Raw genomic sequence first — 22,000 nt, 5'->3', positions numbered from 1 at the left:
GTACAAAGTAGTACAAAACAGAATTTATGAAAATATCACTTAGTCAAAGAAAATTAAAGGACGGAAGGATTAGTCTGTCAATCGAGTTTTACCGTGGTTCTGAAATTACTGATGACGGAAAAAGAAAGCATCTGAGAAATTTTGAGAATTTAGACACCTATCTAATTACAGATCCAAAAACTGCCAAAGAAAAAAAAGAAAATAAAGAAGCTTTGGAATTTGCAGAAAATGTTATTGCAATTCGAAAAGCTGAATTTGCGCAAGGAAGATTTGAGTTGAAAAATACTGCGAAAGCTAAACGGGTATTTTTAAATTTCTTTGCTGATCTTGCTGAGGAAAAACGAACGCTCGATTCGTCAAATAATTATGGTAATTGGTTCTCTACTTACCAGCATTTGAAAAAAGTAGTTCCAAAGAATTTAACTTTTGAGGAAATTGATGAATATTTCATTAAAAAAGTTCGGAAATACTTTGAAAAGGATGCAATTAGTAAGAGTGATTTACCTCTTTCTCAAAACTCCAAGTATTCTTACTTCAACAAGTTTAAAGCTGCACTTCGGAATGCTTTCGATAATGGGTATTTGACGATAAATTATGCTTCGAAAATAAAATCGTTTGAACAAGCTGAAAGTCAAAGAGAATATTTGATTTTTGATGAATTACAACGATTAGCAAAAGCGGAATGTAAATATCCGGTTTTGAAAAAAGCTTTTCTTTTTTCGTGTTTATCCGGATTACGTTGGTCGGATATAAATACTTTGATTTGGAAAGAAGTTCGTGATGAAGGTGATATTTCTAGAGTCAATTTCCGACAAGAAAAAACAGAGGGTGTAGAATATCTTTATATTTCAAAACAAGCCAGAGAATTGTTGGGCGAAAGACAAGATGCCCAAGAAAGAGTTTTCAAAGGCTTAAAATATGGAATGACCTACAATACAGAAATTATCCGCTGGTGCAATCGAGCTGCTGTTCCGAAACATATTACTTTTCATTCAGCTCGACATACGAATGCTGTCTTACTTCTGGAAAATGGTGCAGATATTTACACGGTTTCAAAAAGATTGGGACATCGAGAATTGAGAACTACACAGATTTATGCTAAAATCGTGGATAGCAAGATGAAGGAAGCTGCTGAGATTATCCCGGAACTAAATATCGAACTGTAAAAAATATATTTTTAGGTAGAGTAATATTTTAGTTAGTAAAATTATACTGAATCCATTTTAATCCAGATTATTCTTATTTAAACTTTTAAGCCTCGTTGTAAATCCAGATTATTCTTATTTAGACTTTAAGTAATTGACTGTATTGCTTTTATGGTTTTCTTTGATGACTTTTGCTTCATTAAATTTGTTAAACGAAAGCAATGGAAAATAACGAAATCATTCTGCACAAACTCAACCGAATTGAAAAACATATTTTCGGTTTAAAGGAAATTCTCAACGTCGAAGAACTTGCAGATTATACGGGATTCAAGAAATCCTACATCTACAAATTAGTTCATTCGCACAGTATTCCTTTTTCTAAACCCAACGGGAAAGTTCTATTTTTTGAACGCAAAAAAATCGATGAATGGTTGTTAAAAAACAGCCATAAATCAAATGATGAAATTCAACAAGAAGCTATAGAATTTTCTTTACGCAAAAAATAAAGCCTAACTATAGCAGTAGTTAGGCTTAAAATCTTTGTTTTACTTGGAAGTAAGGTACAAATATAATAATTATTTGTTTCCGTTTCCACAATACCCAGATGTTTTTATGGAAGAGAAAAATACTCTGTATCAAAATGGTACAGAAGGCAAAACCATTTTTGATCGCACTCTATATTATCTCAATTTGAAGTATTCATTAAGATTTAACACCATCTCTCTGGAGTTTGAAATCAAGCTGATAAAAGATAAAAAATGGGCAAATCTAAATTTAAACTCATTGTATATAGAGCTCATTCAATCTGGAATTAATATTCCTATTAATAAATTGGAAATCTTGGTCAGAAGCCATTTGATAGAACAGTATAATCCTATTTCAGAATATATTGAAAGTTTGGAGGATTGGGATGGCGAAAATCATATCGCAAAATTATGCAGCTATGTGAAGACTAACGATGATGAAAAATTTTTGTATCACGTTGAAAAATGGTTTACTAGAGCGGTCTTTTGTGCTTTAGAAAAAGAGAAAATCAATAAACACTGTTTGGTTTTGGCAAATACCATTCAGAATAGTGGAAAGTCAACATTCTTAAGATTTTTTATTCCTAAAAAACTAACGAATTACCTCTCGGAAGACATTGGTTTGGATAAAGATAGCAGAATTAAATTGTGCAAGAATTTGATTATCAATTTAGATGAACTTTCGGTTTTAGCGAAAGCGGATATTAATTCATTGAAAGCATACATTTCAAAAACGCATATCAACGAAAGATTGCCTTATGCAAGGAAAGCTGAATATCTGGAAAGAATTTGCAGTTTCGTGGGTTCTACCAACAAAACAGACTTTCTAACAGACGAATCCGGAAGTGTTCGTTGGATTATTTTTGAAGTCATCGAGAAAATCAACTTCAATTATTCATCTGAAGTTGATATTGATAAGGTTTGGGCTCAAGCTTATTTCAATGCTTACAAACGAGAAAATTACAATCCTGAACTTACTTTAGCAGATATTTCCGAAAACGAAAAACGCAATGAGCGATTCACACAAATGACTTTAGAACAGGAAATGGTGAGTAAATTCTATGAAGCATCTGACAATTTGGAGGAATTTAAAACCGCTACAGAAGTTATGATTGATCTTAATTCTCACGGAATTCGCCTCAATCATTTAAAAATCGGAAGAGCTTTATCGTCTTTTAAATTTCCCAGAGTTAAACATCCACAAAGGCAAATATACGGTTACCTCATGCGGTCAAAAATCGCAAATTAATTTTAATAATATATAATCATTTACCTACTTACCTAAAAGTTTTAAATATTTGAAAACCAATTTATTATTAAGGTATATCCAGCTGTTTAAATCTACCTGAACTTACCTATAAAATAAAATTCTGGTAAGTAGGTGATTAAAGGTAGGGTGAATAATTGAATTTAATATTTTGATTATCAGGGTTTTGGTAATTAGGTAAGTCTTTTAAACAAAAACACATAAATATATAAAAATGAACTGCAAACAATTTAATACAATCCCGTTGGAAGAAATCCTCCTTTCTCTCGGACACCTTCCAACGAAACAATCGGAAAAAGAAGCGTGGTATCTCAACCCCTTTACCAGCGAATCCCAAGCTTCTTTTAAAATCAATAAAAATTTAAACTATTGGTATTTACACTCCGAAGGAATCGGTGGAAAGAATGTCGATTTAATGAAAAGATATTTGAACGCATCAATAAGTGAAGTATTAGTATGGGCAGAAAGTCAAAATTTCTCTTCTTTTCAAAAGCAAAATATTTTCAGTAGTAAACTTGAAAATTTTTCAAAGAACTATGAGATAATTAATGTAAAAGAAATTCAACACCCGGCACTTTTGGAATATTTAAAAAGTCGGAAAGTAGAAGATCAAACCAAATTTTTAAAAGAGATCCATTATCGAATGAATGACAAAAACTATTTCGGAATTGGTTTCAAAAACGATTCTGGCGGTTACGAAATTCGGAATAAATACTCGAAAATTTGTTTGGGCAAAAAAGATATTTCGACAATTAAAAACGATTCAAATTCAGTTAGGATTTTCGAAGGTTTTTTCGATTTTCTTTCATTTAAAAATTTAGAAAATAAATTAGAAAAAGAGCCTTCTGATAATCTCATTCTGAATTCTGTTTCGATGATTAATAACATTAAAAATTCACTCGGAAAATATGAAAAAGTGGAGCTTTATTTAGATAATGATGAAGCTGGAAATCGTGCTGTTGAAATCATTAGTAGTGAAATACAAAATGCGAAAGATTGTCGGGTTTTATATTCAGATTTTAAAGATTTGAATGAATATCTTAATCAACGAACCAGTGAATTTGAAAACCAGTCTAAACCGAGATTTAAGCGATGAAAAATTCTAAAACTTTTGATGCAAACTTATTTGAAAAAATTTTTGATTTAAATTCAAAAAATAAAATTGGCGCAAACACCATAGCTGTTTTCACTTTTATCCTCTACAAATGTGAAGATCTGCGAAAGGAAATTGTATTATCAGATTATCAAATGGCACGAGAACTTGGTCTCTCCAGACAAACGATCATCACGGCGAAAAATAAGCTCAAACTTTTAGGACTTTTAGATTACAACAGAAATCGTGGTTTTCCGAATCGGTTCATTTTAAACGGAAATCAATTGCCAAAAGCAACACCAAAAATTGGTGAAATAAAGGAAGTCCCGATTGAAGAATTAGATCAGATCCTAGAGCCGAAAATTGTTGTGCATAATTCATTTTCAAAATATCCTAGCCTAAAACAGTTTATGGATTTTGCAAAAACTTTAAAAGACTATTCAGAAATTTTAGATGATCTATTGATTCAAAAATTTCACAAATGGGAAGAAGCAGATTGGAAAAATTCACTTGGAAGACCTATTTTGAATTGGCAGTCTACTCTCGAAAAAAATATAAATACACTTGAATTTTCACACTCTTACAAAAGTTCTTCGCTATCTAATCTTCCAATCATTAACAGACCTAAACTAGACTAAAATCATCTATGACCACTAGTCTAAATTAAGGTAGACTAAAATATAATTTTTAATTTATGAAAACTATATAGCAAGATGTGTCTTTGTACGTACAAAATTTACATTTTGTACTACCTAGACTCTTGCCTTTTCTGCGAAAAGGGTGAAAAAAACTTCGGAACTCGTTTTTTTAGTCTTGAAATCCTTTTTTAAAAAGGATGAAGAATTATGAATTTTTCCGTAGATAAATAGAAGAATTGCTGGTGAAAAAAAAAATACGGCGAATAAAGCTTATAAATAACAAATTACTTTTGAATTTATATATTTAGTAATTGCGAACAGTTTAACAAAAAAAGGTGGTTTTTATTTTAATCCTAAACAAATGAGGAAAACCGTAATTTACTTACAAAAATACTTCTTATCTTACAAAACTAAAACTTATTAATCAATTATAATACAAATGACTATAGACGATATTTATATGAATGATGATATAAGTGTACGATCTTATAATATTTGTAAGTATAATGGCTTGACGAATATTGAAGATGTTCAAAAGCATTATGCAAAATATAATTCTTTTTATAATCTTAGAAATTGTGGACGTAAATCTAATGAAGAGCTAAGTGAGCTTTGTAATAAGTACCAAATAATTACTCCAGAAAATGATGTTAATGAAATACTAAGTAAGATCACTATTGATACAATCATTTTAAATTTGACAAGGTTACAAAGAGAGATTATTAACAGTTTTATTTTTGTTAATACGAATAGTCTTTCTATAAGGAGTAAGAATGCAATATCACAATATTTGGATGGTAATTTTAGTGTTAGAAATTTTGCCGAAAAAATACTAATAGATAAGCATTTCAGGGTTCATAATATTGATAATATTGGACAGAAATCTTTACCAGAACTTGAAGTTTATGTATCGATAGTAAATGACTTTATAATAAAAGTTAGTGAGTCAAATAATGAAAGAGAGTTAATAACATTAAAAAATAATTTTTTAATACAACGTACTTTTGCAATTTCTCTAATTCCAACTGAAATCTTGGAGTCTGAATCAATATTCCAACTTACTGATTTTTTACTGAGAAATAATGCTTTCTTTACTGAAAGTCAAAATTCAATAATAAAAAAGGCTTCAAAAATTTATCAAAATCAAAGAGAGATGACTCTTGGTGAAATTGCATCTGAGAATAATTTGTCACGTGAAAGAGTGAGGCAAATAAGAAGAGATTGTATTAGTGATTTATTCGATAAAATATCTTTCATTAAGAATTTCAATGACGATTTATTTGAGAATTATGGTATAGATTTATCCTCAAGCTTAATTGAAGTGAAGGAAAATTTAGTGAACCAAATTAATATATTAAATCGAACTAATTTTTCAAAAGAATTCATTTCTTATATTCTGGCTGTCTATTTAAGCGACAATTTTATTTTAATTGGGAATATAGAAGATATATTACAAACGAAGATTATAAATAGTCGTAATAGACATAATTGGAATAATTTTTATATTGTTAGTAAAGTTTTTTCAAAAATTGATTTTGTATCATTTGCTAATGATATAAATGAAAGAGTAAACGAGAGGCTTGACGAAACATATTCTTTCAATTTCAAAAGTTATTTATCACGATTTATAAATGATTTCAGTGTAGAAACAATTGATTTAGCTTTTTCAGTTGCTGAAAAAATAATTAATGATGAATTTGATTTGCATCTAGATTTAGATGATAATATTGTTTTTAAAAGAAATACTAGTAAACAAGCCTTTGAATATTCTTATGAAGCACTTGAGAAATTAGGAATACCTTCCAAAGTTGAAGAAATAACTCAAAAAATACTTGAACTTCATCCAAATTATGAAACAGATGAAAGAAAGGTTAGTGCTTCAATGAAAAGAAAGGATGGATTTGTGCCAGTTGGCAGAACTAGTATATTTGGTCTAAAAAAATGGGAAAATGAGGTTGAAGATTTTAAAGGTGGTACAATAAGAAGTATCGCTACTGAATATCTAATGCATTCTGATGAGCCAAAACATATTTCTGATATAACACAATATGTATTAAAGTATAGGCCGGCATCGAATGAGAAGAGTATTTATTACAATCTACGTATTGATGAATCACAAGTTTTTATCTTTTTCAAAAATTCTTATATCGGTTTAAATAAAAAAACATATCCCAAAAACTTTGAGATATTGAAAAAGTCAGATTTGATTGAACAAATGTCTTGGAATGATAGATATGAAATCTTTCTACTTTTTCTTGCTCGTGAAAATAGGCTTCCTCTATCGATTAGTGTACCTGAAGAAGAAATTAAATTATATAGATGGATAAATGTACAAAAGAGAAAAATTAAATTCGGTGAGTTGGAAGAAGAAAGAAAAGATTTAATTACTAAGATTTTTGAAAAATATTCTAAAATTAATGGTAGGCGACTTTCAAATTCAGAAGAGAAATATGATGAATTAATAAATTTTGTCAAATTAAAACGTCGTTTACCATCTGCAAATAAAGCAGGAGAGGAAAATCTATATTTATTTTTTTATAATCAGCGAAAGCTGAATAGCATTAATAAGCTTACTGATAGTGAAATGCCAAAATATTATACTGTTCTTGAAATTATGAAAAATCTTAACCTATGAATATAAAAGAAAACAAAACTCAACAAAGCGAAAGACTTAAAGAAATATGTACCTTAAAGAACACTAATTACCAATCTTTAGAATCTTTGTTAGATTCCGTAAAAGCAAAAAAAATTAAACGAGTTAACTATCATCAACAAAAAATCGTTGATGTGATTGAAAAAGCTATAAAATGAAATTTTCAAATATAAAAATAAGTAATTTCAGGCAATACTATAAGACAGTTGATTTTGATTTATCTACTGATGATGATCGAAACATAGTATTGATTGGAGGTAAAAATGGATATGGGAAAACTAATTTTTTACTCTCCATTGTGTGGTGTTTGTATGGAGAAAAAATCTCTCAGATTGATGATAATTTCAAAAAAGAAATTCAGAAAGAGAAAAACTACTCTTCCTTTATGGGACAATCAATTAACTGGTCCGCACAAAAAGAAGGAATTGAGACATTTTCTGTTAGCATCCTTGTTGAGGAAATTGAATTGCCCGAGATCAGTAAACTGTCATCAGATGCAGATAAGGTATTAATAACAAGATCAAGAAATACAATTACGACAGAAGAAAAATTATCTATCATAGATCCGATATCGAATATTGAAATATTTGATGATGAAGCAGATAAGTTTAATTTCATCAACGATTATATTATTCCTCTAGACGCAGCGAAATTTGTGTTTTTTGATGCTGAAAAAATTTCTGAAATCGCTAACTTATCTATAAAGGAAGAAGGTAGTTTCATAAATGATGCACTTGGAAAAATATTAGGCTTAGATAATTATGAAACTCTAATTGACGATTTCGAATTTTATATAAATACTTTAAAAAAAGAAGGTGCGTCAAGGAATCTTCAGGAGCAGATTATAGATAAAGAGAAAGCAATTGATTTATCAAACTTAGAAATTGAGAAATTTGAAGAGGAAAATGCAGAAAAACTTAAGGAGATTGATCAACTAAAAAAAGAAATTAGAAACTTTGACAGCTTAATTTCCCAAAACAGTAAAAAAGGGAATTCTAATTTCGATAGAGAAACGATTGTCTCTGAAATTGAAAATCTAAAAATTAAGGAAATTGAATTGTCAGAAAAATTTAACGACTTAAGTGAAATTATTCCATTTATAATTTTATCAGGAAAACTTCAAGAAGTAAAAGAACATATTTCAATGCAAGAAAGCAATGAAATTTCTAAAATATCATCAAGTGAAAATGCAGAAAAAATAGAAAATTTTATTGAATTGCTTTTCAACAAGCCACCTGATCCTACAGATTCAACCATGTCTTTCAGAGATAAAAGTTTCTATTATGAAAAAGCAAAACGTTTAGGAAGTGAGCTCTACAGTGTTGAAAGTGATTATAAAGAATTAGAATTTGACCACGATTTAAATAATGCTGAAAAGAGTTTGATTACGGATGCTATAAATCTTGTCAATTCTCAATCAAATGACTTGTTCCATATTACTATTGATGAATTTAATATAATAAATTCAAGAAAATCTGAATTAATAAAAATATTGAATAAGGTTGATGCTGATTTAGAAGATGATATTATTCTGGAATATTTAGCTGAAAAAGAAACGGCAGAACATAATATTACAATTTATAATAGAAAAATAGGCGAAAACAATCAACAAGTTGTTAAATTAAAAAAAGACATATCTCGATTTAATCAAGAACTTGTAACACTAAGAAATAAGGTCGAGATTAATGCTCAAAATAAATTGAAAATTAAAGAGACTGAAAAATATATTGATACTCTCAATACATTTTTAGAAGAGCAAAAAAATAAGCATAAGGAAAGTTTAGAGAAAACGATCCTCATCGAGTTAAAAACTTTAATGCACAAGCTTTCAAGTGAAGGAAACAATAGCAAATTTATTGAAGATGTTAAGGTGACAATTTTGGCTTCAGGGCAAGGAATGAAAATCACACTACTTGACCAAGACGATAATGAGATTAGGAAGGAAAGTTTATCATCAGGGGAAAAACAAATTTATATTTCGTGCCTTATTAAAGCTATTCTAAATGAGTCCATTCAAAGTTTGCCTATTTTTATTGATACTCCATTGGGAAGGCTTGACGAAGAACATAGAGATAATATTACTAAAAAATACTATCCCACTTTATCTGAACAAGTTGTACTCTTCTCAACAAATAGTGAGATTACTCCCAAACGTTTTAGAGATATTTCGCAATATATTGCTAAGTCCTATATTCTGTTAAACGATGGTGCAAATACTAATTTAAAAAACGGCTATTTCCATAATTATGAGAATAACATTAACTAAAGAAAATGATGAAATACTATATAATCTTAAAAGTTTATATGGTTTCAAAAATGATGGAGTCGCTCCACGTATTGCTTTCGCAATAAGTTTGCAAACAGGTAAGTCCTTTGATTGGGAAAGTGAAATTATTCCAAAATCCGATGGAAAAGAGTTTAGGGATGATAAGGCTCTTTTTGGAACGTTCATCAATGATACAACAAATGTTACGATTTTCAAATCAATATTAGATCAGCATTATAATAAAAATACTTTTGAGGAAGAATTCATAAAATTATTTAAACTGCATTTGAATCACGGTTTAAAAATATGGCGTGAAAGTTTAGAAAATGGAGATATAACAAAAGGTAGTCACATAGATTTTCTTTTAAAACCAATAAAAAAAGGTTTAACTCTCAGATCAAATACAATCAATATTTCAACAAATAAAAAAAATCCAGTAGTAAATGAGTTTCAAGAACTATTAGCATTTGAAATTGGAAAATCAGAAAATGAAGAACCAATTTTAATTAAAATAAATGATCTCCGTGAATTTGATAATAGAAATATTGCAATTGCAGGAATGGCTGGTTCTGGGAAAACACAACTAATAAAAGATATTCTTTATCAAATTTCTAGAAACTCCAATTATGAATTAAAATTTATATTTTTTGACTACAAAGGAGAGGGTAATCCAGAACAATTAAGACCTTTTCTAGAAGCAACAAAAACTGAGTTTGTAGATATTGTGAATGATGGTGGAGTTGATTTTAATCCTTTTCTATCAATTAACTTGGATGAAAGACAAAGACCGTTTAGTATTCGTTCATTTGTAGATACCATTTCTACATTTGTCCCAAAAATGGGGGTGCTTCAAGAAAATGTACTGATAGGTTTGATTAATGATTTACTTGATAGAAAAAATGGGTCATACCCTAGTATCACTGAACTTTTTGAAGATTTGGAAAATTACTACGAAGAAAATGGAATTAGACAAGATACTTTGTATTCTGTAATTAGAGATTTGTCTACGAACATTTTTAATTGCAATCCGAATAATCCTGATATTTTAAGCAAAAGTCTCTATCTAAATCTACCTCCTGCACTTTCCGATACATTACGTCAATTAGTTGTATTTCTGTTGTTGAGATATTTTAATTCATATTTTAGTTCTACAAATGACTGTGAGCCAAAAGATCATATTTTTCCAGTTCGATATGTCATCGTAATTGATGAAGCTCATATTTACTTGAAAAACAAAAACGCTAGAAAAGCCCTTGAAGATTTATTAAGACTTTTAAGATCAAAAGGAGTCATTGTTGTTATGCTATCACAAGGCGTCGAAGATTATAAAACGAAAGATTTTGATTTTGCTTCACAAGTTAAATTGCCAATTTGTTTGAATGTTCAAAACAAGGATTATAAGGTAATCAGTAATTTCGTCGGAACACCAAGCAGTAAATATAAACTCGAAACCGAAATTAAGAAATTAGACTCAGGAAAAGGACTAATTAACATTGGGGAGCCTAAAATAATCGAACTTAGACAATGGTGGAAAACAAAAAGGGATGAAAGTTTATGATTACTTAAAAATTGCGCTTTACCCTCAGTTTTCCAGAATCTCAGAAAATAGAAATCATCCATAAGTATTCGTTTAGGCTTGCATATAATTTTTTTCAAATTTAAGAAGCTCAACTATCAGTTGAGCTTCTTAAATTTGAAGCAGTAATTAAACCCAAATTACATATACCTTTATGTATAAAATATCTTTCAAACATATTTATCTTTTTATCACAAGCGGAAGATTTCTTCTTGAAGTAAAATCATATCTTTAATTATACGCTACCTCTGAGAAAGAAAAGAAGCCCACGCCGTTGTATATACAATAAGTATTTAGTGAGTGTTCAAGACCTCACCCTGCGGGTGTACAAGCACCCTCGTTATTTTTTTCAGCTATCCAATAATTAATTCGATGCCTGCTTTTTCTGCTTTGTATTTTATTTTGGTCTGCAATTCATAATAACTCCAGTTACGAAGCACAAATTCCTGTTCTTTTGCAATGCCTATTTTGTCTTCCTGATTTTTGAGAATAAGTATGCCCGCTTGTTGCTGGATACAGAAATCAATTAATTTCCGGCTATACAAATGAAGCCGATGGCTTACATAGCGGCTTTCCAAATTTTCTGTTTTATACAGTGCCTTTTGTTTCCGCTTGGCTCCATTTCCCGAACGGGCATAGGCGACTCCGGCTTGAATCCTTTTCTGACTTGCCTGAATCGCAAGCCTTCGGTATAAAAACTCCTCTTTTGAGCCAATATTGATCCGCAATTTGTTGGCTTGTGCCACTATAGGATGTTCCAGAGAAAGTGAGGCTTCTGCAATGATTTCGGGTTTTAAAAGGTGCTCTTCCTTTTCAAATTCAAATACTGCGAGCCAGTAGATCTTCCCGGCTTTCAGTTGGATCTGCGATGTGCAAAGCTTGATCTCTTCTCTTAAGAGGCGTTCCATTATCAGGCGCTTATCAGAGAAGTCTTTCCCTAAATACGTTTTAACCGGAATAGCAAACATATTGAAGCAAAACGCTTTCTTTTCGGGATCATACTTCATTTTGCTGATGCATTTGACCGGAAGCGGAATGGGAATGTCTTTTTTAAAGTTCCTCAAAGATTTTAACCCCAGCCAGTAATCGGCTTTGTTTTTAGAAAAGGTGGATTGAATCGTATTGTTCAGGCTTCCCAGAATATCGGTAGGAATTTCTCCTTTAAAACGGTCGGAGACCAGGCGTGCCGTTGTATTTGTTTTCGAACGGGTGAATATTCCCATTTCATCCTTGCTGGCATCAGCAAGCTTGTATTGGATTTCTTCTGTGAGGTAAAAGAAATCCTTGATCATTTCCTGAACATACAGATGGGAAGCAATTAAGTTAGCCGCTCGGAAGCAGCGGTTCTGATACCGATAGAGTTTTTCCCACATCTCTTTTTGTTCATTTGCAGGAAGATCGATCAGTAGCTGAATTCTTCGGGTAAGTGTAATCGTGGATTTTTCCATTTCAAAGAGGTATTTCAGAAGTGTTTTGATTTTGCAGATATTGATAGGCATACAGAAATTCCCGATGTACTTCTTTTTCAGGTAATTCGAGCTCTCGGGCAATTACTGCAAATGAAGATTTCTGCTCAAACCTCCTTTTCAAAATATCGAGTTGTTGGCTACTGAGTTTTTCTGACTGCTTTTTATTATCGAAAGCTATTTCCTGTGGCTGTTTAAAAGAGGTTCTATTAAGAATTTTCCTAAGGTCATTTATAGCTCTGCTCACCTCATTGCTGATGTCTTTCACACTGCTTCCCATTGCTTCTGCGATTGGTTTGTGCTGAAAGCCATATTCCAAGCAAAGTTCAATTAGGTGTTTCCTTTTGGGATCCAGAACGGGTAAAACCTTTTTGACTTCATCGAAATTTTTCTGATCAGATTCGTGACTGAGGAGATTCTCTTTATCAGTTAGGGGATCATAGCCCACAAGATAATCCTGATAATTCTCAAAACTTTCAAGAGAAGCAACTAGACGGTTGAATTTATTCTTCGGCGCAGTGACATACGATATACAGTCCCTTTTCATAACAAACCGTAAAAAACCAGTAATATGATTAGGCGTTTCAATGGTGTCACGGTGTAGCCACAATTTAAGGAAGGTATCCTGAACAATAGTGTCCACTACAAAATCATCCTTAAGCACTTGCCATCCAACCCAGAAAAGTAGTCTCTTGTAGCGTAGATGAATATGTTCGAGAGCTGTCGGATTGCCTTTTTTCAGCAGTTCGTACAACTGAAGATTGCTCAACTTCCGGGGCAAAGAGTCTGTTCTTTTCATAAGCAGCGTATTTTAGCAAAATTATTGCTGGAAGGAACTGCTTAGATCAATAAGATGAATCCTTTGCATCATTGAAAATACTTACTGCATTTTTCCTAAAGAAAAGGCGTGGAACTCAGCTTACAGCATTAGAGGCACTGGTATACCCGTGTACGATAAGTGAGCCCACGCCGAAGTCGTGGGCACATTTACTTATCTCCTCGTACACATAAAATTACCAGTTTTCTAATGCGAGAATCTAAGCAATAGCTTCTATATTTCTTTGAACTATCGCAAAGTTACACTCTTGTAACTTGTATTACAAATATAACAAAAATAATTTAATTACGGTCGTTCGACCGTAAAATTTCAATAACAAAATATTTCTTTTGTTATATGATTGACATAAACGAGAAAATCTGTTCGTATATAACTAAAAATTGGTTGATTCCTTGGCTTAAAGAAAATAAGTCACAGAACTCGTTTGCTAAAAACCACGATATTGAAGAAAGTACTGTACGGAAAATCAAGAGTGATGGTACATATAGAATTCCTGTTGAAACACTTTATAGAATTTGTAAAGCAAGAAAACTTACTCTTGAACAATTTTTTAACCTCATTAATGAATAAAATACCGACAGCAGTTGGTATTTTTTTATTTTGTAAAACTGATGAGAGTATTTTGAATATAGATATTTTAGTCAGTTTATCAGTACGCCAAAATTCTAGACAATCTAATGAAGAAAGAATTATTGAGGACAATGGTTAAAAAATTATCTACGTCAATAGATTGCGTACTACAACTATATTTTTGAATATCCTATAATTTAAATGATAATAATGAAAGATCATAATTTAAACATAGCCGATTTTAAAGAGTTACTAAAAAGATGTCTTATAGATGGATTAGATATTGTTAAAAAAAAAATAGAAGATGAAAAAGATAATTCATGGATGTCTATGTTTGACAATCATGATGAATATCCAAGTATTTCATTTTTTAAAAATGGATTACCATCATTTTATTTAAAAAATAGTGGTAAAAGAAATTTCTCTAAAATTTTCATAAAAGATGAAAAATATCTCACAATTCATTCTTTTGTAAATTATCATGATTTTATAAAAGAAAGTGCTTTTTTAAAAGAATATTTTGAGATTTATGAATTTAATAGATTTAATAAACCATTAACTGATGATGTTGTTAAAGCTTATATCCTATTCAATAGTTACTTCTTTCTGAGTAATTTTGTTGATTCTTATATTCATTCTTATTCTTTGGAATTTGAGCAAAGTAATTTTGAAAGAGAATATGAATTATATGTAAATTCAATTATAAGTAAAAAATTAAACTTTGATATAATTGTACCCATTTTATATATATCATTTGATTTTGAAAACTTTGATATAAATGAGTCTATCAGTATAATAAAAATGGATAATAAAACTCAATTATCAAGAAATATTCAGGCTAGCTACACAACATCTACACATAAAACCGTAATAGGAGCAGCAACTCACGCCTTTATCTTAAGAAATTGGTCAATTGACAATATAAAAAGTGAAAATATAAGTGAAATTCTAAACGATGTGATGGCTTATTCTCAACCAATTAATGTAATTGAAAAGCTCTTTGCCATACTAAGATTAATTTCCCAAGCTGAGACCGGGTATTGTCAAATAATTTCTCGTCCAACAGATAGTAAGAGAATTTTTAAAACAGACTTAAGTGATATGTATGTTGTAACTGAACGTAAATATCCTGATAAATTTGAGAATTATGGATGGTTGAAAGAAGTGAAATTAATTACGAGTTTGGAATTAAGTCAATTTTCAACAATTTTCAAAAAATTAAATGATATCCCTAAATACGAGTTTGCAACTAAAAAATTAAATTCCGCATCACTTAGAAAAAATGATGAAGATAGCATACTTGATATTACTAGTGCATTAGAAAGTCTTTTAACTAATGATTCTAAGTCAGAAATTACATATAGACTTTCTATAAGAGCCTCCCAACTCTGCAAAATTAAATCTTTTAATAATTTTAAAGCTAGAGAAGTGTATGAGCTTTGCAAAAAAATATATGATTATAGAAGCGCCGTAATTCATGGAGAGGTTAAACGAATTGAAAAAACTAAAAAGATTACTCTTGAAAATACAGAAGATTTAGAAATAATTAAAATTTCATTCGATTTACTAAGACATTGTTTGCTTGTTTTACTTGAAAGCAGTATTGATGATATTAAAGCAATTGATGATATTCTGTTCAAATAATTTCGGAAATAATGAATACTTAGAATTCAAACCGTGATAAAAGTCTTAGTTCTTCAGTATTGATAGCTATTCTGATGGGACTAAATATTTCAATAATCACTATCAAATGAAATCTTAAAAAACGATTAAAATAATATATTCAAAAATATAAAAATGTAGATTTATGCTTGAAACAAATTCCTTAGGAATATTACTTTTCTTGTTATTCCTTATACTATTTATCATCAGTTTTATGTATCACATAAGTGGTGAGATATTCAATCGCTTCTTCATTAATGAGGATAATGATTATAAAACAAGTCTCTCACAGAAAGTCATTTTTTTAATATTGATAGCTATCACCTTTTTAATTTGTTCTATAATAGCAATACCATTATTTACTAGACCTGGATTTATGTTTTTTTTCGATCCAAAAGAAACCGGTTATATAGGTGATACAATCGGAGGAATAACAAATCCATTTATTAATTCAGCAGCTGTAGTTGTTACAGGTTTAGCTTTCTATATGCAGTATAAAGCTAATAAATTGCAAGTTTCAATTTTTAAAAAACAAATTAATGAAGCAAAAGACCAATTTGATAAAAGTCTGAAAGAGGATAGACTTAGAGATATAAGAAACGAAAAGTTAGATTCTTATCACAAATTGGAGTTGCTTACAGTCAATCTAAATTCTATATTAGAAGACATTAATGAAAAAGGTGAAAAAATCCATAATTATGGACAAGATCTGCATGATGAACCGTTTAAGTCTCATATTCTCAGAAGAACACCTTCCCGAGATTATTTAAGAATTCTAGAAATAGATAGGTTAGCAGTGTATAAAGGTTTTCGTTTTTTTAATATAAATGATCAGAGCAAAAATTTTAGTAGACTTTATAATATTTTGGATTTTTTACCTGAATTTTTTCAAGATTTCTATTCTAAAGTTCAAAACTTCAGCAAGGAATCTTTTGAAGAGAAAATGAATATTAGAAATAAAATACTTCAGTTTTTGGATTCTAATGCTAATCTTATACTTAATTATGAAGGTAAATTATCTCACCCTGTAGCAATCATAGCTAATGAGGCAATTAGGGTTAATTATGAAATAATAGACTCCAGTTATGATCAATATGGTAATCCTATTTCAGAAACAGATTGGCAAGAAATTGATGAGAAATTATTGAAGAATTTTATTGAACAAGCGTTGAAATTAAGAAGTAGTGATTCTTTTGATCCTTCTTTAGCTCCAATTATTGCATTTGCTAGTAACATAAGAAAAGATATTATTTTAGTTAAACAGAGGGCTATAGAATTTTCTTCCGAAGTTAAAAGTCAATATAATAATCTATTGGTTGATGGTAATCAGGAAAGTATAGGAACATTGTTAACAAATCTACAAGCAGAAATTAATGAAGGACTCTTAACAGCAAAGTTTGAAATAGAAAGTTTTTATAATTTTCAATAAAGAAATAATCAATACCGTTAAAAAGATAGCTGTTTCTAATTTTTAAAGACTGAAAATTGGTTTACTCTATGATATTTATAATCTGTAGACTTTATCTACGTTATTCGGTCATTGTTTTTATGCTAGAATAATTATCTTTAATCGATTTCTTAAACTGAAAGTAAAATATTTAATAATGCAAAACATTTGTCAATCGAAAGAAAGTTAAAATGTGAAAAATTTGTAACAACCTACTAATTACAATTAAAAATTAATTTTCAAGTAGCAACAGAAATATCTTTACGAAATTTATATAAATCAGATTGACGCAATGCGTAAATAAGGAAATTATCTGGCATCCTTTAGCGACAAACTTAAACCGATTTAAAATTAAAAATTTGAAAATATGATTGCATTTCACGGGACAGACAGGACATCAGCTAGCAATATTGTTGGAACACCATCAAATATTGACGTAAAAAGGGGAGGTGGAGAATTAGGTAGAGGATTTTACCTTGGTGAAAATATAGCGCTTGCAGCTTCATTATCCCGAGGTAAATTTGGAACAAATGGTGTGGTTATAAAGTTTGACATCGACGACTCAGCATATGTTAGCTTAAACACGAAAGTTTTAAATCGGAGACAATATGTATATAGATTATGGCAAAGTTTGATAACAAGATCACGAGCGTTTCAACATTTATTTAATGTTGATGTTGTTTGTGCCCCTTTTGCGACTATTGATTTCTCTTATCAATACAAGTTTGAATCCCAAAACGCACAAAGTACACTTAATAACAATTCTATAAAACAAATTTTATGAGTTCTAGAATTCCAATTTATCAAATGACATATGGTCAAGAAGCTGAAGGAAAGCCGGGACTCGTCTTTACATCTGAGCAAGGGGAATATGGAAATCAATCTATTTTGTTTACAATTCCTATATTAGAAATTTTTTTACATCCAATTGAATTAATTGATTATCTAAAGCATACAGACATAGTATTTCCTTTTGAACTAGATGGAGAATATTATGACTTAAAAGGCAAAATAGAATTCCCGGAAATTACATTTGAAGTTCCTAAGACTAAAATTAAAATAACATTTGAAATCGAATATGACTATGTTTTCAATTGGCACATTTTTCCATTCAGACGCAGATCTTTTAAAGGTATGAAATATGTTGGTAAACATACAAAACTAATTCTAAGAAATCACGGGTTCCTAATTCTACAACCTGTTGACTTATACGAAATGGACGAACTGTACTTAAAACACAAAGGCATCTTCGTTGGAATGACTCCCAATTTTGGAAATAATGATAACTTCGGTAAAGAACAAAATGCTTGGTAAAATGGGTTTTGAAATAGTGCGACTGAAGTGCTAAACACAAAATTTGTATTGTATTAAATTTCTACTTACTCCAAAAGAAAATCTAAAACAACTTAGCTTACAAATTAAACCGCAAATATTTACTTTCAATAATTGCGGTTTAATTATAGTTGTAAATTTTAAAATTTATATCTCACTTCATCCATTTCTGCATATTAGCCTGAAGTCTAATCCTTTCATTTACAGTAAGCAAATTTATTCTAAAATTTGGCGTTTTCTTAACCTCTTTTAAATGAGGATAAGTTGCCCACATTACATTTTGAATAAGGCCTTCATTACCAGAATCTATTTTGTTATTAAAATCTTCAATTACTAAATTCAAATTATGCTCCATTTCTGTCCTATTCATAGGAGGAGGCATTCCATATTTTTTACTATTCATTTTCGTTATTTGTTTCATTTTCAGTTTCAAAATTATCTAAATCAGGAAAGTTTGCACTCATTGCAAAAGTTCTAATCATTTCATTTATTGTTAATAAATTAATTCTTTTGTTCGGAGCATACCTAGCTTTTGTAATCTCTTTTCCAAGATGTCTCAAGTGGTTAGAAATACTTAATTTACCGGTCATAATATTTTCACCTAAAATATTTAGTTCTCTCTCAAAATCAACTCTTGAGTCCCTATTTCCCTTTCTACTTTTATACATTCTAATATTTAACTCTTGTTAATAGGGCAACACTTCTAAAAGATTCATCAATAGAAATTAAATCAATTCTATTATTAGGACATTTTCTTGCTTTAGAAAAACTTTTTATTGTTCTTGGACTTGTAATATTAACTTTTTTATTTTGGATTGCATCAACAGAAATATATATTTCTCTTTCAAACTCTAATCTTGAATCTCGTATGTTTTTACAGCTGTCGAACATTTTATTTAATTTATTATGTTATAAATGTGGTCAATATTGTTCTTATCCATTCTATGAAGTATGGCATTATTTAAAGCATGTCTTAAAATACATTGGTATCTTCCTATAATCCTATCTTCATTATAAAAACTTCGACTTAAATATTTATCAGATTTTGCTACTTCAATTTTTGACAAAGGGTAACAATACTCATCCATTAGCTGATTAAATGTTAAACAAAATTTATTATCTAGTAACATTTCATTATTTAAATCATCTATTCTATCTTGTATAGATGCAATATAATCTTCTTCCAAAAATACTTCTCCTGTAAGAATAACAGATTCAGGAATTGAATTTTGAATTTTTGAATAACATTGATTATATCCAATTTTATTGAGATTGATACTCATATCTAACAAATTTTTCTTGATAGTAAAATGTTTAATTTTGCTTATTTCATCTTCTAATTCTGGATTGTTAATTAAGCAATCTTGTATTAAAATAGGATTGTTAATTGAAATTTCCTTTAAAATTAGTCCAGATAATTCCGTTGAAAAATCTGGTGTGTTGGAAATACAAGTTTTAATCAAATGCTCAATAACTAGAGGAGAATAATTTGATAATTCTTCCAAAATATATAAAGTTTTATCTCTAATATAACTAACAGGATGATTTAAATGCCAAATAATGAAATTAATAATTAGTCCATTTGAGTTGTAATCGTCAAAACTCGAATCAAACCAAGAATATTTCTCTTTTACTTCACTATTAGACCTAACCATAAAATGAAAGTGTTCAGCAATTATTTTATATATCGTTTCAATTTGATTCTTGTTCAGTTTATCTTCTAAAAACCATATAATATCATCGCACATGTCCCAAGATTCATACTCAAATTGTAATATATTTTCTTTTATATTTTTTATTACTGATTTATCGTTTGGGAAAAGTGATTTTAGTTTTTGTTTAGTTTTTTTATGAGAATTAGAATAATTATTCATCCAAATGCTTATCCTTTCTGCCTTGAATAAATTTATACCTTGATTTATATCCATTTCAATATCCGAGCTTGGATTTGAGTCATTAAATAAATCAAAATTATTTTTTTCTTTTATAGTGTTTCCACTTTTATTTTCAAGATCTTCATTTAGTCCCCAATTAATATTGTGATTTAGCAAATACCCTTGTAATCTTTTAACGTTGCTTATTGTTAGTACTTTTCCTATTTCAATTAGTAAGCTTCTTCTATCGTCGATAGTAATTAAAGAATTAGAGATTAAGTCTGCAATACTCTCAGTTATTTTATCAATATTATCATCTTCTAGTTTTTCTATTTCATTTAAAATATTTGAAATTTGTCCACCAAAATAAGTTATATATCTAAAGTTATCATCATTGATAGTGAAAACTTCACATAATGCCCACTTCAAATAAGGATCAATTTCGGAATATCTTAGAATTTCTAAAATGCCACTTTGTTCTACTATACTTCTTGCCCCTAAGCAATAACCATCTCCAACTCTAGGTGCATCAAACGAACTAATTTCAGCATTTCTAATTAATATTTTCGGAGGAGGTAAAGTTTCAAATTTATAATATTCTAAAGCTTCCTTTAATTTTTCATTTTTAATTAAAGCTCCTATGAAATTTTCTTTATTATCTTGAACATATCTCTGAAATGTCATTTCACCTGATGCATAATCTAAAATTGAAGCAAATTCTTGAAGAATGTTATTATTAGGAACTGATTTTAAATTTTTAAGAGTTGTATTAATTGGTGTTAATTGTGCCTCTTTATACCAGCTTGGTCCCATTGAGGTATTTAGTACTTCTTGAAATGCTGATTCTGATTCGGTTTTAAAATTTAAAATTCCATATACTTCATTAATTTTTAACAATTCTTCTGTTCTTTCCCATCTGTTTTGAACACCATTTATAATATGTTCTTGCCAGAGTTTAATTAATGGCAATATTTTGTTTTTGTCATATTGAATTAATATCAATAATTGTATTATTTCTTGCAATGATTTTCGATAGCCTTCCGTATAGAGGCCCATTTGATTAGGAGATTTAATTTCCACCGATTCTAAAAATAAATCTAATCGATCATTATCAAACTCATTAATTAACATTACTAATTTTGTATATAGTAAAGGAAAAATTTGTTCAGGTAATTGATAGCTTCTTTCCCAATGGCTTCTATAATCAAAGGTAAAACTAATACTTTTGATAATCTCTTGTATTTTATCAATTAGAAAACTTGATTTTTCTATAAGGAGGTTTGATGCTTTATAATAATAGGCTTTACCTTCTATAAAATGAATTTCTTCAACTAATTTCAATAAATCTTTTTCCCAAGTAATATGCAGCCACTGTTTATGGCTTACTGTAAACTCATTAGAATCATCAATGAACCCTAAACAGTTATACTTTAAACATAGATTTTCATAATTTAATCTTTCAAAATCGACACCATTTTTATTTCTTATTTCTACTTTTTGGTCAATGGATAAATATTTTTTTATAATAGATTTTAGCAATTCAGGTTTAGAAGTGTTACTTAATAATGATAATATGATATTTGTAATAGAAGCGTTATGTTTTTGATAGCCAAATTTTTCTATCAAGAATTCAATATCTTTTGATAATT

At 29.4% G+C, this 22,000-nt stretch carries 20 protein-coding genes; 14 read left to right on the top strand and 6 right to left on the bottom strand.

Annotated features, from left to right (window positions below):
* The first annotated feature begins 26 nt into the window (after positions 1-26).
* From ASE55_RS17945 to ASE55_RS17905, 9 genes are all read left to right on the top strand, one after another.
* Entirely contained in the window at positions 27-1,166 is a 1,140-nt protein-coding gene (locus ASE55_RS17945) for a site-specific integrase (RefSeq protein ID WP_056222958.1), read from the top strand.
* Between the two features lie 200 nt (positions 1,167-1,366).
* Positions 1,367-1,651, top strand: coding sequence for a helix-turn-helix domain-containing protein (locus ASE55_RS17940; RefSeq protein ID WP_056222955.1), 285 nt, complete (start codon positions 1,367-1,369; stop codon positions 1,649-1,651).
* A 106-nt stretch (positions 1,652-1,757) separates the two neighbouring features.
* Entirely contained in the window at positions 1,758-2,918 is a 1,161-nt protein-coding gene (locus ASE55_RS17935; protein ID WP_056222952.1) for a VapE domain-containing protein, read from the top strand.
* 232 nt (positions 2,919-3,150) lie between these two features.
* A complete protein-coding gene (locus ASE55_RS17930; protein ID WP_056222948.1) occupies positions 3,151-4,032 on the top strand; it encodes a toprim domain-containing protein in 882 nt (293 codons plus the stop codon).
* On the top strand, positions 4,029-4,667 hold the full coding sequence (locus tag ASE55_RS17925) for a hypothetical protein (RefSeq protein ID WP_056222945.1): 639 nt from the start codon (positions 4,029-4,031) through the stop codon (positions 4,665-4,667). The genes ASE55_RS17930 and ASE55_RS17925 overlap by 4 nt, the downstream gene beginning before the upstream one ends.
* A 439-nt stretch (positions 4,668-5,106) precedes the next feature.
* Positions 5,107-7,302: a sigma factor-like helix-turn-helix DNA-binding protein gene (locus ASE55_RS17920; RefSeq protein WP_056222942.1), complete on the top strand. Its 2,196-nt coding sequence runs from the start codon at positions 5,107-5,109 to the stop codon at positions 7,300-7,302.
* A complete protein-coding gene (locus ASE55_RS17915; RefSeq protein WP_056222939.1) occupies positions 7,299-7,478 on the top strand; it encodes a hypothetical protein in 180 nt (59 codons plus the stop codon). Before ASE55_RS17920 ends, ASE55_RS17915 begins: the two co-directional genes overlap by 4 nt.
* A complete protein-coding gene (locus ASE55_RS17910; protein WP_056222936.1) occupies positions 7,475-9,586 on the top strand; it encodes an AAA family ATPase in 2,112 nt (703 codons plus the stop codon). Before ASE55_RS17915 ends, ASE55_RS17910 begins: the two co-directional genes overlap by 4 nt.
* Entirely contained in the window at positions 9,567-11,144 is a 1,578-nt protein-coding gene (locus tag ASE55_RS17905; protein ID WP_056222933.1) for a DndE family protein, read from the top strand. Before ASE55_RS17910 ends, ASE55_RS17905 begins: the two co-directional genes overlap by 20 nt.
* Before the next feature lie 371 nt (positions 11,145-11,515).
* Here the strand turns inward: ASE55_RS17905 and ASE55_RS17900 are convergent, their stop codons facing one another.
* Together ASE55_RS17900 and ASE55_RS17895 are read right to left on the bottom strand one after the other, a co-directional pair.
* Positions 11,516-12,610 (bottom strand): hypothetical protein, encoded by a 1,095-nt coding sequence (locus ASE55_RS17900; protein WP_056222931.1) that lies wholly within the window; start codon positions 12,608-12,610, stop codon positions 11,516-11,518.
* A gap of 1 nt (position 12,611) precedes the next feature.
* Positions 12,612-13,427, bottom strand: coding sequence for an RNA polymerase sigma factor (locus ASE55_RS17895; RefSeq protein WP_056222929.1), 816 nt, complete (start codon positions 13,425-13,427; stop codon positions 12,612-12,614).
* A gap of 375 nt (positions 13,428-13,802) precedes the next feature.
* On the opposite strand from ASE55_RS17895, the gene ASE55_RS17890 reads away from it, so the two are divergent.
* The 5 genes from ASE55_RS17890 to ASE55_RS17870 all read left to right on the top strand — a co-directional run bounded on the left by ASE55_RS17890 (position 13,803) and on the right by ASE55_RS17870 (position 18,459).
* A complete protein-coding gene (locus tag ASE55_RS17890; protein ID WP_056222926.1) occupies positions 13,803-14,036 on the top strand; it encodes a helix-turn-helix domain-containing protein in 234 nt (77 codons plus the stop codon).
* Between the two features lie 210 nt (positions 14,037-14,246).
* On the top strand, positions 14,247-15,680 hold the full coding sequence (locus tag ASE55_RS17885) for a HEPN domain-containing protein (protein WP_128414620.1): 1,434 nt from the start codon (positions 14,247-14,249) through the stop codon (positions 15,678-15,680).
* A gap of 163 nt (positions 15,681-15,843) precedes the next feature.
* Positions 15,844-17,127, top strand: a complete 1,284-nt coding sequence (locus ASE55_RS17880; protein ID WP_128414619.1) for a hypothetical protein — start codon at positions 15,844-15,846, stop codon at positions 17,125-17,127.
* Between the two features lie 385 nt (positions 17,128-17,512).
* Positions 17,513-17,929 carry a DUF3990 domain-containing protein gene (locus ASE55_RS17875; RefSeq protein ID WP_056222917.1) on the top strand — a complete coding sequence of 139 codons (417 nt, stop codon included), beginning with the start codon at positions 17,513-17,515 and terminating at the stop codon, positions 17,927-17,929.
* Positions 17,926-18,459 (top strand): hypothetical protein, encoded by a 534-nt coding sequence (locus ASE55_RS17870; RefSeq protein WP_056222913.1) that lies wholly within the window; start codon positions 17,926-17,928, stop codon positions 18,457-18,459. Before ASE55_RS17875 ends, ASE55_RS17870 begins: the two co-directional genes overlap by 4 nt.
* 172 nt (positions 18,460-18,631) lie before the next feature.
* Here ASE55_RS17870 and ASE55_RS17865 read toward each other — a convergent pair whose 3' ends face one another.
* The 4 genes from ASE55_RS17865 to ASE55_RS20390 all read right to left on the bottom strand — a co-directional run.
* The gene (locus tag ASE55_RS17865) at positions 18,632-18,880 is read right to left on the bottom strand and encodes a hypothetical protein (protein ID WP_056222910.1); all 249 of its coding nucleotides are present in this window, start codon (positions 18,878-18,880) and stop codon (positions 18,632-18,634) included.
* A complete protein-coding gene (locus ASE55_RS17860) occupies positions 18,873-19,145 on the bottom strand; it encodes a hypothetical protein (RefSeq protein ID WP_056222908.1) in 273 nt (90 codons plus the stop codon). Before ASE55_RS17860 ends, ASE55_RS17865 begins: the two co-directional genes overlap by 8 nt.
* Before the next feature lies 1 nt (position 19,146).
* On the bottom strand, positions 19,147-19,368 hold the full coding sequence (locus tag ASE55_RS17855) for a hypothetical protein (protein ID WP_056222907.1): 222 nt from the start codon (positions 19,366-19,368) through the stop codon (positions 19,147-19,149).
* Positions 19,369-19,373: 5 nt separating this feature from the next.
* Positions 19,374-22,000: hypothetical protein (locus ASE55_RS20390; protein ID WP_157844670.1), on the bottom strand; the 2,627-nt coding region annotated here is incomplete at its 5' end.

The organism is Chryseobacterium sp. Leaf201, from assembly GCF_001421435.1.
Lineage (GTDB): Bacteria > Bacteroidota > Bacteroidia > Flavobacteriales > Weeksellaceae > Chryseobacterium.
The sequence above is the reverse complement of the archived record's forward strand: the minus strand, read 5'-3'. Positions and strand labels throughout refer to the sequence as shown.

Coding starts and splice junctions, on each gene's coding strand:
- ASE55_RS17885 (WP_128414620.1), top strand. CDS start 14,247: ATGAAAGATCATAATTTAAACATAGCCGATTTTAAAGAGTTACTAAAA.
- ASE55_RS17900 (WP_056222931.1), bottom strand. CDS start 12,610: ATGGAAAAATCCACGATTACACTTACCCGAAGAATTCAGCTACTGATC.
- ASE55_RS17915 (WP_056222939.1), top strand. CDS start 7,299: ATGAATATAAAAGAAAACAAAACTCAACAAAGCGAAAGACTTAAAGAA.
- ASE55_RS17865 (WP_056222910.1), bottom strand. CDS start 18,880: ATGAATAGTAAAAAATATGGAATGCCTCCTCCTATGAATAGGACAGAA.
- ASE55_RS17895 (WP_056222929.1), bottom strand. CDS start 13,427: ATGAAAAGAACAGACTCTTTGCCCCGGAAGTTGAGCAATCTTCAGTTG.
- ASE55_RS17930 (WP_056222948.1), top strand. CDS start 3,151: ATGAACTGCAAACAATTTAATACAATCCCGTTGGAAGAAATCCTCCTT.
- ASE55_RS17890 (WP_056222926.1), top strand. CDS start 13,803: ATGATTGACATAAACGAGAAAATCTGTTCGTATATAACTAAAAATTGG.
- ASE55_RS17910 (WP_056222936.1), top strand. CDS start 7,475: ATGAAATTTTCAAATATAAAAATAAGTAATTTCAGGCAATACTATAAG.
- ASE55_RS17875 (WP_056222917.1), top strand. CDS start 17,513: ATGATTGCATTTCACGGGACAGACAGGACATCAGCTAGCAATATTGTT.
- ASE55_RS17870 (WP_056222913.1), top strand. CDS start 17,926: ATGAGTTCTAGAATTCCAATTTATCAAATGACATATGGTCAAGAAGCT.
- ASE55_RS17860 (WP_056222908.1), bottom strand. CDS start 19,145: ATGTATAAAAGTAGAAAGGGAAATAGGGACTCAAGAGTTGATTTTGAG.
- ASE55_RS17920 (WP_056222942.1), top strand. CDS start 5,107: ATGACTATAGACGATATTTATATGAATGATGATATAAGTGTACGATCT.
- ASE55_RS17925 (WP_056222945.1), top strand. CDS start 4,029: ATGAAAAATTCTAAAACTTTTGATGCAAACTTATTTGAAAAAATTTTT.
- ASE55_RS17940 (WP_056222955.1), top strand. CDS start 1,367: ATGGAAAATAACGAAATCATTCTGCACAAACTCAACCGAATTGAAAAA.
- ASE55_RS17945 (WP_056222958.1), top strand. CDS start 27: ATGAAAATATCACTTAGTCAAAGAAAATTAAAGGACGGAAGGATTAGT.
- ASE55_RS17855 (WP_056222907.1), bottom strand. CDS start 19,368: ATGTTCGACAGCTGTAAAAACATACGAGATTCAAGATTAGAGTTTGAA.
- ASE55_RS17935 (WP_056222952.1), top strand. CDS start 1,758: ATGGAAGAGAAAAATACTCTGTATCAAAATGGTACAGAAGGCAAAACC.
- ASE55_RS17905 (WP_056222933.1), top strand. CDS start 9,567: ATGAGAATAACATTAACTAAAGAAAATGATGAAATACTATATAATCTT.
- ASE55_RS17880 (WP_128414619.1), top strand. CDS start 15,844: ATGCTTGAAACAAATTCCTTAGGAATATTACTTTTCTTGTTATTCCTT.